General features: G+C 46.1%; 14 protein-coding genes. All 14 read right to left on the bottom strand.

Annotated elements, in window-relative coordinates; genetic code table 11:
• Positions 1 to 49: 49 nt before the first annotated feature.
• Positions 50 to 796 (bottom strand): TerC family protein, encoded by a 747-nt coding sequence (locus tag ASL11_RS10595; protein WP_056613286.1) that lies wholly within the window; start codon positions 794 to 796, stop codon positions 50 to 52.
• 218 nt (positions 797 to 1,014) lie between these two features.
• Positions 1,015 to 1,596, bottom strand: a complete 582-nt coding sequence (locus ASL11_RS10590; protein WP_056613284.1) for a TerD family protein — start codon at positions 1,594 to 1,596, stop codon at positions 1,015 to 1,017.
• Between the two features lie 38 nt (positions 1,597 to 1,634).
• Positions 1,635 to 2,234, bottom strand: coding sequence for a TerD family protein (locus ASL11_RS10585; protein WP_056613282.1), 600 nt, complete (start codon positions 2,232 to 2,234; stop codon positions 1,635 to 1,637).
• Positions 2,235 to 2,505: 271 nt separating this feature from the next.
• Positions 2,506 to 3,966 carry a sulfatase-like hydrolase/transferase gene (locus tag ASL11_RS10580; protein WP_056613280.1) on the bottom strand — a complete coding sequence of 487 codons (1,461 nt, stop codon included), beginning with the start codon at positions 3,964 to 3,966 and terminating at the stop codon, positions 2,506 to 2,508.
• A 219-nt stretch (positions 3,967 to 4,185) separates the two neighbouring features.
• Positions 4,186 to 5,535, bottom strand: a complete 1,350-nt coding sequence (locus tag ASL11_RS10575; protein WP_063795541.1) for a TrkH family potassium uptake protein — start codon at positions 5,533 to 5,535, stop codon at positions 4,186 to 4,188.
• Positions 5,536 to 5,564: 29 nt separating this feature from the next.
• Positions 5,565 to 6,365: a sugar phosphate isomerase/epimerase family protein gene (locus ASL11_RS10570; protein ID WP_056613278.1), complete on the bottom strand. Its 801-nt coding sequence runs from the start codon at positions 6,363 to 6,365 to the stop codon at positions 5,565 to 5,567.
• A gap of 206 nt (positions 6,366 to 6,571) precedes the next feature.
• Positions 6,572 to 8,140: a glycoside hydrolase family 76 protein gene (locus tag ASL11_RS10565; RefSeq protein WP_056613276.1), complete on the bottom strand. Its 1,569-nt coding sequence runs from the start codon at positions 8,138 to 8,140 to the stop codon at positions 6,572 to 6,574.
• A 612-nt stretch (positions 8,141 to 8,752) separates the two neighbouring features.
• Complete coding sequence (locus ASL11_RS10560; protein WP_235550442.1) at positions 8,753 to 9,949, bottom strand: glycoside hydrolase family 76 protein; 1,197 nt, start codon at positions 9,947 to 9,949, stop codon at positions 8,753 to 8,755.
• 30 nt (positions 9,950 to 9,979) lie between these two features.
• A complete protein-coding gene (locus ASL11_RS10555; protein WP_056613274.1) occupies positions 9,980 to 10,846 on the bottom strand; it encodes a carbohydrate ABC transporter permease in 867 nt (288 codons plus the stop codon).
• Positions 10,847 to 10,857: 11 nt separating this feature from the next.
• The gene (locus tag ASL11_RS10550) at positions 10,858 to 11,745 is read right to left on the bottom strand and encodes a carbohydrate ABC transporter permease (protein WP_056613271.1); all 888 of its coding nucleotides are present in this window, start codon (positions 11,743 to 11,745) and stop codon (positions 10,858 to 10,860) included.
• A 58-nt stretch (positions 11,746 to 11,803) separates the two neighbouring features.
• On the bottom strand, positions 11,804 to 13,138 hold the full coding sequence (locus tag ASL11_RS10545; RefSeq protein ID WP_056613269.1) for an ABC transporter substrate-binding protein: 1,335 nt from the start codon (positions 13,136 to 13,138) through the stop codon (positions 11,804 to 11,806).
• A 73-nt stretch (positions 13,139 to 13,211) separates the two neighbouring features.
• Positions 13,212 to 14,528 (bottom strand): glycoside hydrolase family 125 protein, encoded by a 1,317-nt coding sequence (locus tag ASL11_RS10540; RefSeq protein WP_442953057.1) that lies wholly within the window; start codon positions 14,526 to 14,528, stop codon positions 13,212 to 13,214.
• Positions 14,529 to 14,739: 211 nt separating this feature from the next.
• Entirely contained in the window at positions 14,740 to 15,870 is a 1,131-nt protein-coding gene (locus tag ASL11_RS10535) for a GntR family transcriptional regulator (RefSeq protein WP_056613267.1), read from the bottom strand.
• A gap of 124 nt (positions 15,871 to 15,994) precedes the next feature.
• Positions 15,995 to 16,900, bottom strand: coding sequence for a DMT family transporter (locus tag ASL11_RS10530; protein WP_082595392.1), 906 nt, complete (start codon positions 16,898 to 16,900; stop codon positions 15,995 to 15,997).
• Positions 16,901 to 17,078 lie beyond the last annotated feature (178 nt).

Here is a 17,078-nt window from a genome sequence, read left to right as displayed (position 1 = left end):
ATCCCTCCATAGAGGAGGGATTGTCCATTGTCTACAATTATAAATAAGATTAAGATTCTTTTACGGATCCAGACTTGTTCTTTTTACGAAGCATGCTTAGAATGATCGTTCCTCCGAACAAGGCAATAATGACGGAGAAGAAGATCACATGTGAGATGTGGAAGCCGAATGCTCCAGCAATCATTTTAAGACCGATGACGATAATTAAGATAAACGCTGTTCTCTCCAGTTCCGGAATCTTGTCAATGAGCTTCAAGAAGACTTGTGCCACGCCTCTCATCATGAGGACGCCTAAGATACCACCTAAGAACAATACCCATACCTTGTCGCTCACACCAAATGCGGCAAGAACGCTATCGACACTGAATGCGATATCCATGATTTCTACGGCAAGAACGGTACGCCAGAAGGAAAGACCTTTATTCTTGACTTCCCCGTCTTCGTCGCTATGCTTCTTCATGAAGAGATTACTATAAGCAATCCAAAGGAGATACGCCCCACCGGCTACCTTAATCCAGGTAATCTGTACTAAGAACGTACCCACACCAATGGCGATAAACCTAAATATGTAGGCTCCTAATAGACCATAAAATAAAGCTCGTTTCTGTTGTTGCTTCGGCAAATGCTTAACCATTACAGCAAGTACTAGCGCATTATCTGCGGATAGCAATCCTTCGAGAAGGACGAGTGTACCGATAATCCCCCAGTTTACGGGATCAGTTAGTGTTGCTGAGAGCACATCCCAGCTAAAGAAATTCATGAAATTATCTACAAAACTTTGGAAAAAGTCTGACATTAAGATGGACCCCCTGTTTTAATTGCTAATCATCCTGACGCGATCTTCCTCATCTATCTCATTCACCGATTACACGATTCGTCTACTCGGATCATTGAATTCCAATCCATAACGCAACAAAGCTGGTCAAATGAAACCATTTCTCGAGTTGAATTGATTAAGAAGAGTAGGGAGGGTGATGCTCCGGAAAGCACCACCCTATTACATTAGACTTCCTATTAGGAAGTTTGTAAACCATAATCACGTGCCAAGCCTGCTAATCCGTCTTTATAACCGCTGCCGATTGCGCTAAATTTCCACTCGCCGTTATTGCGGTAAAGTTCACCGATAACAACGCCTGTTTCAATGGAGAAATCCTCACCAAGATCAAAACGAATTAATTCCGCGCCAGATCCCTCATTTAGCACACGCACATACGCATTGGAAACTTGTCCAAAGTTTTGAGCTCTTGCTTCCGCATCATGAATCGTAATGCAGAATGCGATTTTCTCTGTTTCAGCAGGTACTGCGCTAAGATCAATGGAGATAACTTCATCATCACCATCGCCTGCTCCTGTACGATTGTCACCTTTGTGCTCGATAGAACCATTCGCATTTTTAGTGTTGTTGTAGAAAATAAAATCGGATTCGTTGCCAACTTTACCAGCAGCATTCGCTGCAAAAATGGAAGCATCCAAATCGAAATCCTTACCGCCATCATATTTGTTCGTGTCCCATCCTAAGCCAACAAGAACTTTCGTCAAACCTGGGTTTGTTTTCGTTAAATCGACTTTCTGACCTTTAGATAATGAAATAGACATGTGAAATACCTCTCTTTATATAGGATTTGGCTGTGCCATTATTGATATCTTTTGACCAATTGTCCAATGGTAGTATCTGTACTTCCTTCACCAATTGCACTGAATTTCCATTCGCCGCCATGTCGGTAGATTTCACCAACAATAAGGGATGATTTACCTGAGTAGTCATCAGTTAAGTTAAACTTAACCAACTCTTGTTGATTAGCACCATTCAATACACGGATATAAGCTGATTGAATGAGACCGAAATCCTGCTTTCTATTCACGCAGTCGTAGATATTCACGACGAATGCGATTTTACTCACATCTGCAGGAACTTGTCCTAAATTAATAGAAATTGTCTCATCGTCACCATCGCCATCTCCGGTACGGTTGTCACCAGAGTGAACGACTGAACCATCAGGGCTTTGTAGATTAGCAAAATAAATCACATGTTTCTGGTTGGTTATTCTTCCCTTTTCATCCAATAAAATCACGGAAGCGTCACAATCGATCTCAACTGCCGATTTCTTAGAGCCGAAGAACCCCTTCTTCTCAACAACTGCAGGATCCCAACCCAATCCAACCACAACTTTAGAAAGACCTGCGTTACCTTTTGTTAAATCAATCTTTTGACCTTTGACTAAACTGATTGTCAACGAGGTCACCTCCCTTCGCTTACCTGTTTTAGTGAACTCCCTTATCTGATACGCATGAAATTCAATCACGTTTCACTTTCCTGGGTAAATTATTTGTGAATTCGACTTCAGTAGTCAAAATCCCCCAGAATTCAAAAGAAAAACAGCCACAGGACGATCCTAGGCTGCGTTTTATCTTATTATAACATTTTACAACTTATGGTATTCAAAAAATTTCCATTGAGACGTCTCCGACACCTCCTTCTGGTCCGCGTGTGGGCTGTTGACTTGGCTACCACTGACCGCCGTAACGCATTGGACCTCGCCAGGCGAATGGATTCGTCGCTTTCAAGTGCTCTTCAGTTAGATTGGGCTGTGTGTGGAAGAGCATCCTTTTTTCAACTGTATCGTTAGCGAGTAATTCAGGAAACTTCGTCGTTAACAACGTTCTCAACGTCTCCAGCATATCGCAACTCCTAGTATTTGAATCCTGACTAAGATCATTTCTTTCTTCTGGATCCTGCACGAGGTCGAACAACTGCTCACTCCCCCCGCAGACATAATAGAGATATTTCCACTCGCCGTTCGTTACCATATACAATCCATCCAGATCATTCATATAGCCATAAATCCACGGGCGCTCCTCTGATAATGAGGTCAAATTCAGTAAGCTGCATCCGTCTCTTTTCTGATCATCCTCCTGCAGGCATCCAGCAAATTCAAGCACAGTCGGGTAAATATCAGCCAATATGATAGGTGTTGCGCTAACAGTCGAGGTGGTTAGGGCTCCCTGCCAATCTTTCGGCGGCTTCAAAAGGAAGGGAACTTTGGATGAAGCTTCGTAGAAGCAGGTTTTGTGAAATAACCCGTGGTCCCCCAGCATCTCTCCATGGTCTGAAGTAAAGATAACAACTGTGTTATCCCACAGCTGCTTGCTTTTTAATTCACCAAATAATCGTCCTAGTTCATAATCAATATGAGTCAGTTGCGCGTAATAATGCTTCCTTGCCATACTTACGATGTGTGGAGGTAAAACATCTATTTTATGACTCTTCTTCCTCGTACGAACCCATTCAGGAACCTCCTCCGATGTATTCCAAGCTGCAGCTACCGGCGACGAAATGTCCACACCGTCATAGAGTCTGACAAAGGATTCTGGCGGGTCATAGGGTGGATGTGGCGCTTCGAAGCTGGTCCATAGGAAGAAAGGCATCTCAGAATCACGCTGACGCAAAAAGTCGATCGACTCATTCACTGTCCAATGTGTTGCTGAATATGGAATGGGAACTGAATTATAAACGGGATATACTTCGTTTCCACCCATACCATGACCACGATATAATCCTCGATATTCCGTGGTTTCAAGGTAGTTCACATAATCTTCTGGAACGAGTCTCATCCGTTCAAAGCCATTTCGATTCCTTGGTGGAATGAACTGCATCTTGCCAGCAGCATGCGTTTGATAGCCAGCGGTGCTCAACCTGCCAGGCAAGGTCATTTTCGAATCCTCAGGAATACGAAACTCCCCATTCTTGGCTACACCATGATGATAGGCAGCTTGGCCAGTCATCATCGACGTCCGGGATGGGATGCAAAGCGGACAATCGGAATATGCACTTGTGAAACGGATCCCTTCGCACGCTAGTTGATCCAAGTGTGGTGTCATAACGGGATGCATGGAATCAGCTATCCCAAGGCAATCGTATCGTTGTTGGTCTGTCGTGACGAATAGAATGTTCGGGCGTCGGCTCAAAAGTAAATCCCCCTTTTCGGATAAAACGCTTACACTAAGTATAGGGGAAAGTGCCTATCCCTTCCTATGCGCTAATCTACAGAAAAGGTTTGAAATATCCAGTATTTCCTGGGGCAGACTGAAAAAGAAATGTTTAAAGAGATAAGCCTTATTCAAAATGAAAAACCGAGGAGGATCGTAGATCCTTCTCGGTTAATATGTGTTGAGTTGCCTGACCGCTCAACCAATGATTAGCTTTTCTTCTGGAAAGCGGATGAGAGGTTTCTTCTTACCGTTGGTAAATAAGGAATAGAATAGAAACAATCCGATCCTTCCGATAAACATGAGCACGATAAGCGAGATTTTGCTAAAGGTACCAAGATCTGCGGTGATTCCCGTGGATAAACCGCACGTACCGAACGCAGACGCCACCTCGAATAGGATCGCAGACACTCCCCACCGGTTCGGTTCAGCTATCAGGAGAATGAAGATCCCACCGAGAAGCAGTGCTATACCCGTTAGGAAAAACACAAAGCTTTTGAGTGAATCCTCTTGGCTTATCATCCGACCGAATACCTTTGGTTCTTTCTCCCCGCGCGCATACGCAATAAGGGCCAGTACAATAACGGCTACGGTCGTTGTTCGAACACCGCCCCCCATGCTGGATGGGCTTGCCCCAATAAACATTAAGATAGAAACAAGCAACAAGCTTGCCTCTGTAATAGTAGACATATCAATGGTTGTAAGTCCAGCGCTGCGCGATGTGACGGATGTGAAGAGTGCCGTAAGTATTTTCCCATGCCAGCTCATCCCTGCCAACGCATGCGTTCGCTCCATCAACCAGAAGCCAATCGTCCCAAACAATAACAATACCGATGTCGTAACGAGTGTCAGCTTGGTAAAAAGGGAGAAACGGAAATTCTTATGCCCACCCCAAAAATATTCTCGCAGCTCAGCCAGTACTGGAAACCCAATCCCGCCTAATACAATCAAGAACATCGTAAGTGCTTGAACGAAATAATCACTCGAATAATTAAGCAAAGAATTACCGAACAGATCAAATCCAGCATTCGTAAACGCCGAAATGGTATGAAACATCCCATAGTACAATGCACTCCAAATCGACCCGTACTCTCCTGTAAAATAGAAATACAAGCCAAATGCCAATGTACTAATCGCCTCTAGAATCAGCGTAAAGCCCAGCACTAGCTTCATTAACTGAACCAATCCAGATAAATTATTACGATTCTGGTCAATCATAATCATCTTCCGCTGCAGTAAGCCGATTTCCTGCCCAAACAATAGCCAATAGAAGCTCCCCAACGTCATGACGCCGATCCCACCGAATTGAAAAGCGACGATAAGTACACCAACGCCGAAACTACTGAGCGTTTCATTGATACCAACCGTTGTCAGACCGGTTACACTGACAGCACTAGCTGATGTAAAGAGGGCGTCCACAAAGGAGATTGTGGCGCCCGCTTTTAAACTGATAGGTAATTTAAGAAGGATGGCGATAAGAAATATGCCAATTAGATAAGCGATAACAATAAGTCTTGACGCAGGCATTTTCTGTAGTTTTTTAAGCATGATTATACCTTCAACTGAGAGTAATAGGATTAGATACTCTTATAGTGTCCTTTGAAATGTTTTCCCATCCAAAGGCAAACGTCCCATAAATCTGCAACAGGTTGGTTCGTAAACGGTAAGGTGTGTAAATAACCTGGAGGACCGAACTCTGGTGTAAAGGTGACTGTTGTTAGTCCAGCATCCTTCTTCGCTTGTACGATGCTATCCCACCAACTCATGTGCCGCTGCAATTCATGCGCATACTCCGGTGCTCGCGGGTCTGGTACTTGCGGTCCCTGTGCGTAACCTACGCGACCGTGAATATGCTGTACGCGTGAGAAGGACTTGCGCAAATTCTCCTCTTGATTCTCTAAGGTGGTCTCGGTTACACAGCACCAGTGGCTGTAATCAGCTGTTAGATTGATCTCAGGCACGGCATCTAGCAGTCTGCCCGTTTCCCATGGATTATACAAGGCTCTGCCGCGATGAGTCTCATGCCCAATCGCAATCCCATTTTGCTTCTCAATGGCAGCCGCTTTACGAAAGAATTCGACTTGCTCTTCCAAGGGCATCGAATCTTTGGCACTATGTGAAGTAATGCTAATAGGTTGAAATGATACAGCACGTGCCACTTGCTCGGCAAAAGAAGTTACATGATCAGGACCCTGGGTAAATACCATCGCAATATAGTCCAATTGATGCTTCTCCAGAAGCTTTCGGAATTGTTCTTCTTCCGCAAGTGTCGGCATTGGTGCCTCAATTCCCATATAACCCGCTTCTGCAATTCGTTCAAATTGGGATTCTAGCGAGCCTTCCATGCCCCACAGTGCTTTAAATAATTTGATTTCCATCCTTCATAACCCTCCTCATCACAATCAATGAGTCAAGCTTAAATCATCTTACATTATTTTACTAGTGCAAATTTTTAACCTAATCCTATGCTAGAAACTCGAAAAAAGAAACCCAAGGACATCCTTCATCCCTGGGCTTCCTATGGTCTATTTCATATTTGATTTCCCGCTTCTTTAATCATAACTTCCTCCATTTTCAAGATTTTTTATAAGCCAGACAATTGGTCTATATTCAAATAGTTCGTATTACCTTTCGAACTAGCAAATCCAAGTCTGATCGTATTAGACCCCGCTGCTAACGAAACCGTTAAGGAGACGGTGTTCCAGGTACTCCAGTTCGAGGTTCCATTGAAGGTGAGATTCGCAGCCACATCAACACCATTCACATTCACGTAACGGCTCGCATTTCCAGTCGCTGCCGCGTAACGGAATGTAATGGTTTTGGTACCGGCCGTATTCTGATTCACATAGAAATCGATGGTCGTGCCGTTCGTATTCCAACCTGACACATAGCCCCGGCCATTAAAGCCAGTCTGTGTGCTTTCATTGATCATGCCGCTGCCGCTTGCTAAGGTACGTCTTGCATTCTCGGCTTCATACACCCCGTTGCCAGCAATGTTTCCTGTGTAATTATCTGCGGGCGCAAGTTGTAGAATGGAAGCTCCTGCTGCGGCTGCTAAGCTTTGAATGTAGGAAGAGCCCGTTGGCGCTGTCCAATCACTGCCGATGATCCCATCGGATGTACGTCTATGGTTCCACGCTTGTGTGGCATTTTGCTGCAGAAAGTTGAGATATTGAGACTGACTCGCCTGTACGCGAAGCTGGTTCAGGTTGCGTGCAAAAACCATTTTGAAACCAGGGGCGTCATTTTCCCCTTCATATAATAGTGTGGTAGCCGAGGTCATTTTGTTGATGACGTAATTAGCAGCATTATTCGCATCCGTCAAATAACTAGCTGTACCCGTAGCCATGTATAACGCTGTAGCTGCACCTAGATAAGTACCGTAATTGTACGTAAAGTCCCAATCCTTCACGATCCCGGCTCCTGTACCTTCCATGTGATCATTTACCTTGCTGCCATTGACTAGTTTCGTTTGAATCCAACTGTAGATTTGCTGCGCTTTCGTTAAATAACTGGCGTTATTGTAAGCATTTTTCAGCTTAATGGCGGTCATGACCATAGGCGCGTTGGTAGCCATATTTTTCTGAGCGTTGGTGCTGGTTGCCGGATTCTGCGCATCCGATCTCCACCAAATTCCGCCGCCATAATAAGAGGTATCCCAGCTGGCATAGACGTGATCGAAGAGAAAGGAGCCGCGGTTCAAATATTCTTGTGTTCCCGTAATCTCATAGGCACGCAGACAGGCAAGCGCCCACCAGCCGAGGTCATCATTAAACTGGTTCGCTACCATGTTCGTGTATTTCGCATTGAAGCCCGTGTAAATATCATCGATCATAGTACGATATGTGCTGTTTCCTGTACGTTGATAAGCATCCATCACCGTTTCCCACAGCTGAGCCTCCCACCAGAAATCCGTGTAGAGTCCTCCGTTCGGACCATAAGCATGGGCAGCTTGAATCTGATGATCGCTGTTCGTGTAGAAGTATTTAGCCGATGCATCATAAAACGTGTTTACGAAAGACGTCATCGCTGTATCCGCATTGGCTGTCGTGAAAGCAGAAGCGCGATTGGCGCCTCCCAAAACCGTAAGAAATAAGACCATGACCAAACACATGCTTACCCATTTGGCTGCTGTTCTTTGTACTAGACTCATGTCCAACAACTCCGTTTCTATTAAAAGATGAGTGCAAAGATCGACTGAACTCGCGAATGAATGCGCTTACAAATATATCAAATTCACCTCCTCTCGAATGAATTTCCTCCATCCTGCGTATCTGTAGCTCCTTTCTTGCAAATTGCCTAGGTCCACTGATATTCTAACGGACATCACGACCGTTATTTCTAGCAAATTAGCTTGTTTCAGAATTTAACGGACATGATGGACGTTATTATGGTAATAATCCCCCACTTGTTGATGGATTCCATGAAATAACGTCATCTGTGTCCGTTAGATTGTCAAAACCTCATATTATAGGCAAATAGCGGCTCTCATGTCCGTTAGCTAGTATTGAGCAAGGGAGCGTGGGTTCTGCGGTCTGCGGTTTGCGGTTTGCGGTCAGCAGTCAGCTCTCAGCTCTCAGCTCTCAGTTCTCAGCTCTCAGCTCTCAGCATTCAGCATTCAGCTCTCAGCTCTCAGCTCTCAGCTCTCAGCTCTCAGCACTCAGCTCTCAGCTCTCAGCTCTCAGCTCTCAGCTCTCAGCTCTCAGTTCTCAGCTCTCAGCTCTCAGCACTCAGCACTCAGCACTCAGCACTCAGCGTTCAGCGTTCAACGCTCTTTCAGCAAACCCTTCTCCTCCAAAACAGCCATTCTTTCCAACAACATGACGCCGCTTAAATTAACGCTTAAATCCTCCGCTGGTTCCGGCGAAGTGGCCCACGACTTACTGAACATCTGGCGCTGCTCATCTCTCCCGTAAGACCAGAGGCTATTCGCATTGGTTACTAATAGGTCCAGCGACTCTTTCTGGCTCGGGTCCACTAGCACAAGTTCAGCCAAATAGCGGACAAATATACCCTTGAACAGGCCTCCATCGCCATTGCTTTCACTAGGCAGCATGCCCGTGATCGGAGAGGTCAATCTAGCTTTGGATGCTTGAGCGGTTCGCGATGCGTCCGCCACATAGCTCCTGTCTCCCGTTGCTCGAAATAGCTCAACGCCCGCTCCTATGTAAACACCTTGGCAGTAAGAGAACTCCCAGCTCTTATCGATCTTGCCGTCACCCTCACGGTTTTTCCCGTCCCAGACAAAGCCTGATTCGGGATCCACGAGGTTCGCCTTCTGCCAGTCGTAGATCTTCTTGGCCCATGCCAAGTCCTCCGCATCGCCAAACTGCTGATACAATCTCGCTGCTAGAATGACTGCTGGGGCATTCGCCGGTGTATTCTTATAATCCATCTGCGGCTTACGCCAAGCAATACCTCCGCCTTGCTCCTCATTCCATCCTGTCTTAATATCTTCCCATAGCAGCAGTGCCGCTTGTTTATACTTGTCTTCCCTTGTCGCCTCATAAGCTCGAAGCCATGCTATTGCTAACCACTCCATATCATCATAGAAATCATTCGGCCAAGCACCGCCATTGCGATCTAACATACCTTGGTACATATTGGCCAAATAGCCTTTAACCTCGCTACCTCCCGTTCTTAGATAAGCATCCACCAACGCATCTACGCCATGGGCTTGCCACCAATAGTGAAACTTCTCATTGCACAAATCGTTGCACGGCGATAAATTATCGAATAAGTTCCGCTTACTGTTCCAATATTGCTTCATCAATCCTGCTTGCGCTAATGCTGCTCGCTTCTCCCAGGTTTCAGTCTTAGCTTCTTCATTCACCTGTCCATCCGTCACGATATGCTCATTCCCCATGTTCATCACTCCCCAGATTGCCACTATGATTAACCCAATTCCGAAAGCCGCTATGGCTATTCGCATGTTCCATCGCTTGTTCCATCGCTTGTTCAATTCCATTCACCTTCGAGTCTGACTTGTGTTTTATCCCTTGGTCCCTGTAAAAGCAATCCCCTGCACGAAATACTTCTGTAATAACAGGAAGAGGATTAGAATGGGAACCACTGCAATTAAAGCACCTGCCATCAAAGGTCCGAAATCAACCTGCTTGTTATACGTAAATGCAGCTAAGCCTAACTGAATTGTTTTCTTAGCGGGATCGTTCAGCATAATAAGAGGACCTAGGAAGCTATTCCAGCCTGCCTGGAAAGTGAAAATGCCTAATGTGGCTAAAGCCGGCTTCGCCAGCGGCATATAAATGTTCCAATAAATGCGCAGCTCCCCGCTCCCCTCGATGCGTGACACCTCTTGCAGATCACTCGGTAAGGATACGAAGAACTGCCGCATAAAGAAGACAGCGAATGATCCCGAAGCTCCTGGCAAAATAACAGCCCAGAACGTATTCAACAGGCCATTCCCGCCTCCGCCAAGCCAGTCATTCCCGCCCACGAAGGGAATATGCTTGAGCACAAAAAATTGCGGGATCAAGGTTACGACTCCAGGAATCATCATGGCGGCGAGCAATATTTTGAACATCGTGTCACGGCCTCTAAACCGAAGCTTAGCGAACGCGTACCCGCTCAATGAACCTAACAATAGATTGAACAGGACACCCATAAAGGCTAAGTAAAACGAATTTTTGAAATACAGTCCAAACGGGACTAGGTCGAAAGCTTTCGTGTAATGTGACATCGTCAAGCTGGAAGGAATCCACCTGATCGGAAGCATGAAAATCTCTTCATCCTGCCTAACTGAAGTGATTAAACTCCAAACAAAAGGGATCACCATGACTAGACAGACTGCGATGGAAATGAGGTACAGAATCGTCGTATACAAATACTTTGGTTTCATAATCCACCCTCCTAGATCATGGCGTCTTCTTCTTTGTTAAGCTTCATATTCATGAGTGAGAATATTAAGATCAGAAGCGATAAGGCGAAGGCCATAGCGTCTGCGTATCCCATTTGTAACTGCCCAAAGCCTTGCTGATAAATATAGTACACGGTCGTCTTGGTCGAGTTCGCAGGACCGCCCTTGGTCAAGACATAGGCTTGATCGAAGAGTTGAAGTGCGCCAATAATCGCCATAGTACTGACAAAAAAAGTCGTCGGCCTTAGAACGGGCCAAGTAATGTAGCGGAACGATTGCCAAGCATTCGCGCCGTCCAGCTTTGCCGATTCGTACAGATGCTCGGGAACACCGTTCAATCCGGCCAAATAAATGATCATGTTCGCACCAACGGATTGCCATAAGGTCACGAATACGATGGAGATCATCGCATAGGGCATTTCCCCCAGCCACGAGGGTCCTGTAATGCCAATTTTGCTCAGCAGCTCATTCACGAGTCCAAATTCAGGATTCAGCAGCCAAATCCAGACCGTTGCAGCTGCAACGCCTGATGTTAACGTCGGTAAATAACCTGCTGTGCGGAATAATTTCACTCCGATTCGTTTACGCATAAAGAGCACAGCCATGGACAACGAAATTGCGATATTCAAGGGAATATACAGCACCGAATAGAATAAGACATTTTTCAATGTCGTCCAAAATGTCGGATCATCCACGAGTCGTTTATAGTTGACCAAGCCTACAAAATCATTTTTGCTTACGATGTCATAATTCGTGAAGCTTAAGTACAGCGCCATAATCACGGGAATTACCGTAAATATGACAAACAGGAATATTGTCGGCGTAATGAAAAAGTATCCCATTCTAGCTTGATGTCGGCTAAGCTTGCTGACGGATGCCATAGGTTTCCTCCTTACAAGAAAGGGGAAGATCAGGTTCACCTTCCCCGTGTGCCTCTATTTACTTGCCTGCCGCGTTCTGATCCAGCAGCTTATCTCCTTGCTCTTGCCCCTTCTTCAGGGTCGTTGCCGCGTCTTGCTTGCCTTGAACGAATAGATCCAGGTTCGGCATCAATCCATCCACTTCCATGACGGAGTAACCGGGGTGCTGCGGACGAATCTTCGCGAATTCCAGCGTATCCATGAATGGCTTCCAGTTCGGGTCATCCTTGAAGAATGGATCCTGCATCGCTGGCTTGAAGCCAGGCAGGTTCATACTGGTTTTAGCCCATAAGAGCGCATTGTCTTTATTCGCTAACCACCATTTCTCGAATTCCCATGCCTCTTCTTTGTGTTTAGAGCCCGCAGGAATTACGAGACCGAAGCCGCCCATGACGCTTCCTTTACCGCCGCCAGGTCCTGCTGGTGGAGGCACAACGCCGAAATCAAGCTCTTTGCCATATTTTTTATACGTAGACAACATCCAAGGACCTGTGTAGGTCATCGCTACTTTACCTGTGACGAAGGCATCGGTGCCTTCACCTAACCCTTTTTCAAAACCAACTTTATATACCTTATCTTTGTTGATCAGTTTATCCCAGAAATCCAGCACCTGCTTACCTTGGTCGTTATTGAAGTTTGTTTTCTTCATATCACTAGTTATCATGGAGCCGCCTGCTTGCTGCAACCACATATTGAACAGGCCATTATCATTCATTGACATCCCGGAGCGAACCAGTTTATCGCCTTCCCATACGGTCAACTGCTTAGCCGCATTCTCCAGCTCTTCCCACGTTTTGGGCGGTTGAAGTCCTTTCTCAGCGAATAATTTCTTATTATAAAAGAGTGCTCTAGCATCCACTGTTAAAGGAAGACCGTACAGTTTATCACCGGCAGATAGTTCTTTGAGCGCTTCATCGTAGTAATCAGTACGCTTAATGTTGTCTCTCTTCATATATTCGTCGATGGGGTGAAGGACATTCTTGGAAGCATATAGAGATGTCCGCCATCTATCCCAGAACATCACATCCGGAGAGCCGCCTGAGGTCGCAGCAGTCAGAAACTTCGTAATCATGTCTTCCTGCAGCACGTATTTCACTTTAATTTTGTCCTGCGATTTATTGAAGGCATCCGCCATCATGACGAACTGCTTTTCACCTTCTCCACCCCAGTCACCCCAGAAGGTAATTTCTACTGGCGCTTTGGCCGCTGGTGCGGTTGATGCCGTAGCTGCAGGAGCCGTTGTCCCCTCAGGCTTCGTACTTGCTGTCGTTTGATTCGTGTCGGTTTTGGACGTACAAGCTGCTAAGCTAAGCGTTAGTGTCATAGCGGTAATCACAGTCATCCATTTTTTCATTATTCTTCCTCCCTTTTATATGAAACAAGCTACTTTTCACTGCCTATGTTAAAAAGGGTTACCCCCACATAACCTAGCATGATGACCGAACTATTTTCATAATCGAAAGACCGCATACATCCAATACCAGCTCACTAAACATCGCGTTTGCCCAGGAAAACCAAGGTCGCGTAAACTTCGCAGGATCGTCCACATGAAAGCCTTCATGCATGAACCCTGTTCCAGCATCTGTAGCAGCCAGTAGATCTAATAGTCGAAGCTTTTCTTCTTGGCTGGAAGCCGTGAGTCCCTGAATAGCAAGTGAAATGGGCCAAATGTAACGCTCGGGTGTGTGCGGACTACCAATGCCTTGCGCAACTTCCCCTTGATAAAAGTAAGGATTCTCTTCACTTAGAATGAAGCTCCGCGTGCGCTGATACGTCGGATCCGACATTTCTGTGTAGCCTAAGTACGGGATGGAGAGCAAGCTGGGAACATTGGCATCATCCATCAGATGATAGCCTCCAAGGCCGTCAGTCTCGTAAGCATACATGACACCTAGCGTAGGATGCGGGATGGTTCCGTATGCCTCGATCCCATCTCTAATTTCAGCAGCTAATTGAAGGGCTTCGTCACTTATAGTACGGTCCATCCAAACTTTATCCGCGATCTCTCCAAGGTAGCCAAGCACCACGACGGCGAACATGTTAGCTGGCACCAAATAGCCATATGTACAAGCGTCGTCACTAGGGCGAAAACCAGACCAAGTCATGCCGGTATAGCCAACTGCGCTGCCGAGTCCTTCTCTTGTTAAGGTATCTGTAGGTGGACAGTTCAACCGTTGGAAGCGATAAGGGGAATGGGTTTCATGGGATTGCTCTACTCGCCAAAGCTGAAGGATGGAAAGAACGGCTGCTCGAAATTCGTCCGTAAAATGTGAGATGCGGCCCGTTACCTTCCATAAGAAGTAACTGAGCTGAATGGGGTAGCAGAGAGAATCAATTTCATATTTACGTTCCCAAATCCATGGGCTCATGGCTGTGATGTCCTGCTGGTGGCCTGCGCCATGTGGTTCTTTATTGAAAGCATTCGCGTACGGATCAAGCCCAATATACTGAACTTGCCTTCTCACGACACCTTCAATCATATCGGCGATGAGGGGATCTTCTTGTGCTAGCAGCAGATACGTCCGAACTTGGGCAGAAGAATCGCGCAGCCACATGGCTGGTATATCACCTGTTATAACGAACGTTGAACCGTCTTCCAGCTGCCCAATCGTGGTTTGAAATGTATTCGCGAAGCATTCGCCAAACATGGCAGCCAGCTTCGGCCGCTCTAGATGATGCAGCTCTTTACTTACATGATCAATGAGATTGTACATAGATGTCGGCAGCATAGCAGATTTCCTCATCGGGTGAATCATCTCCCTTAACTTGGAAATAAAACGCTTACATTTATGATTATAGGCGACCAATTAAGGTTATGTCAATATGTATTTATTATACTATTTGCATATCATTTAATTAAGTTAATATACTAACCTCGAAAAGAAAGAGATTGCTAGTTTAGCAATCTCTGGTGTAGGCCTTACTATTTGGCTGTAGGTGGTTCCGATATTTCAGTCATCTAGCTGGACCTGTAGACTCTCCGATGATTAGCTTGGCGTCCAAAGTCGTTCTATTCGACACTTTCTCACCGCGCTTGAGCTTCAGCACGTTCTCAACAGCCAGCTTGCCGATTTCATCCTCATTCTGAATCATGTGTGTAAACCGATAGCCGCTGCCCAGCGTAGTTGGTGGACTATCGAAACATAGGATAGAAATGTCCCCTGGTATCTGAAGTTCCATCTGCTCCACCGCTGCCTTGGCTAGTAAGGCTATATTATATTCCATCGCGAATAAAGCTGTAATGTGCGGATTGCTCCGCAAAAGCGTCTTGATCATCTCGATATCTTGATTAATGTTGGGTTGATGGAACGAATTCGGAAGCGTAGACGTAATTTCGTCCAACCACAGGGATCGGTCCACGAGAACCCCGCGTTCCGCGTGAGCGCGTACGAAGCCCTCAATCCGATCTTCGATCGCCGTTGTATCCATAGGCGGCGGCGTGAGTAAGCAGATTTGCTTATGGCCCAAATCAAGCAAGTAATCCGTACCTGTGCGTGCAGCACTGATGTTATCTGTACTGATCGAAGCTGCCGCTACCCCCTTAAGGTGACGGTCCACCAACACTAAAGGGAATTGCTGAATGACTAACTTCAGGATTTCCGCATTGTAGAACTCCCCTTGCGCAGGAAATACAATGATGCCATCCACGCCTAATTCGAGAAACGAACGAATCGCTTTCTCTTCATTCTCAGGCAAGCCGAAAGAACGGCGCAGCACAAGGAAACTGTCGTTGTCGGCCGAGGCACGCTCCATGCCGTAAATCATTTCCGTCCCAAACGTATTGCCGAAATCCGTGATGACAAGGCCGATCAAGTTATGTTTGGCCCGATCCTCGGAAGACAACGCTTCCGCTGATGGCTCGCTTTCATCCGCGACAAAAGAGCCCTTCCCCGGCTTACGGACGATCAGTCCAACTTCCGCCAGCATCTCCAGCGCTTTCTTACTTGTGATCCGGCTCACGTTATAGTCATCGGCCAATTCCTTCTCGGAAGGAACGCGGTCTCCAATGTTATATTTGCGTTGTAGAATCTCTTCCCGCAGCGTTTCATAAATTCGCTCATAAATGGGTCTTGAATCTATCGACATTGCTCCCCACTCCCTACTCCCAACCAAATGTTATATCATATGTTGATATTAATATATCATGTTATACATTTTTTGAAAAGATGGGAGTTGGGAGGGGGGTTACTAGAAATTCCTTCCCTAGCGTCTATTGCCCCCTCTGGTTGCTCTTCCGACTCATAAACCATAGCGTCAACCAGATAAGTATAAACCCAAGCAACTGACCTATCGTCAGCTTTTGACCAAATACGAGCCAGTTCATACAGACCCCCACTGCAGGGAAGGCAAGTTCAGCTAGCGTCGCAAAGAACGCTTTGGTGGAGGACAAACCTTTATAATATAGCAGCATGCTAAGCAGGCCTGGGAAAAAGGCTTGGAACAGCAAATTTACCGCAATAATCGTCAGTTCACCGCTCGAACTGTTCAGCGCCCAATGGTCACCACTTGCTAACAGAACAATCGATAGAAGTGGAAGTGCCAGCAAGAAGCGAAGTGAAGTCACGACAGGGAAATCCAACTTTTTCTGAAGCAGATATTTCCCCATTACCGTTGAACCCCCCCACAAAACAGCTGCCAATATGGAGAATAAGCAGCTTATTGTACCTAAATCCTTCAAACCCATGCCAGGCAAGTCGAGGCCGAACGTAAGCAGATAGGTCCCTAACAAGGCCACCCCGATATAGGCAAAAAACTTCGACGGCAACGTCTCTTTGAGCAGCACACGAGCTAAGATAATTGCGAATAAGGGCTGTAATTTCTGCAGAAGCAAGATCGCATTGGCGCTGCCATGAGAGAAAGCCGCGGTGAATAGAATGGTGGCAATCGCCGATCCCCCCCAAGAAATGAACAGCAGTGCGCCAATAACAGTAAGAGAGAGCTTACCTGTTAACGTACGGCGATATTTCATTAATACGGGCACAGCGTAAATAGCCAATAGAACATGTTCGATGAACACGATTTGCGCCGAGGTAAAACTTTTCAATAATAAGATGCGAAATAGTGGATCTAGTCCCCACAGGGTTGCGCCAAGTGCGACATACCAGATCCCGCTCATCCCACTCGTACGCGTGGATGGAGAAAGCGCACCTTTACTACCAAACTTAACTACATTTTCCAATTCAAAAACCTCCTAAAGAACGTTTTGAATTGAACCTTCTCGAAGAACAATACCCCCGCTCATGTTGATAGCGGGGGCATTGACAAACAGACCTGTTAAATAATGAAATTTAACA

The organism is Paenibacillus sp. Soil750 (assembly GCF_001428045.1).
GTDB classification, from domain to species: Bacteria; Bacillota; Bacilli; order Paenibacillales; family NBRC-103111; genus Paenibacillus_E; species Paenibacillus_E allorhizoplanae.
The sequence above is the reverse complement of the archived record's forward strand: the minus strand, read 5'-3'. Positions and strand labels throughout refer to the sequence as shown.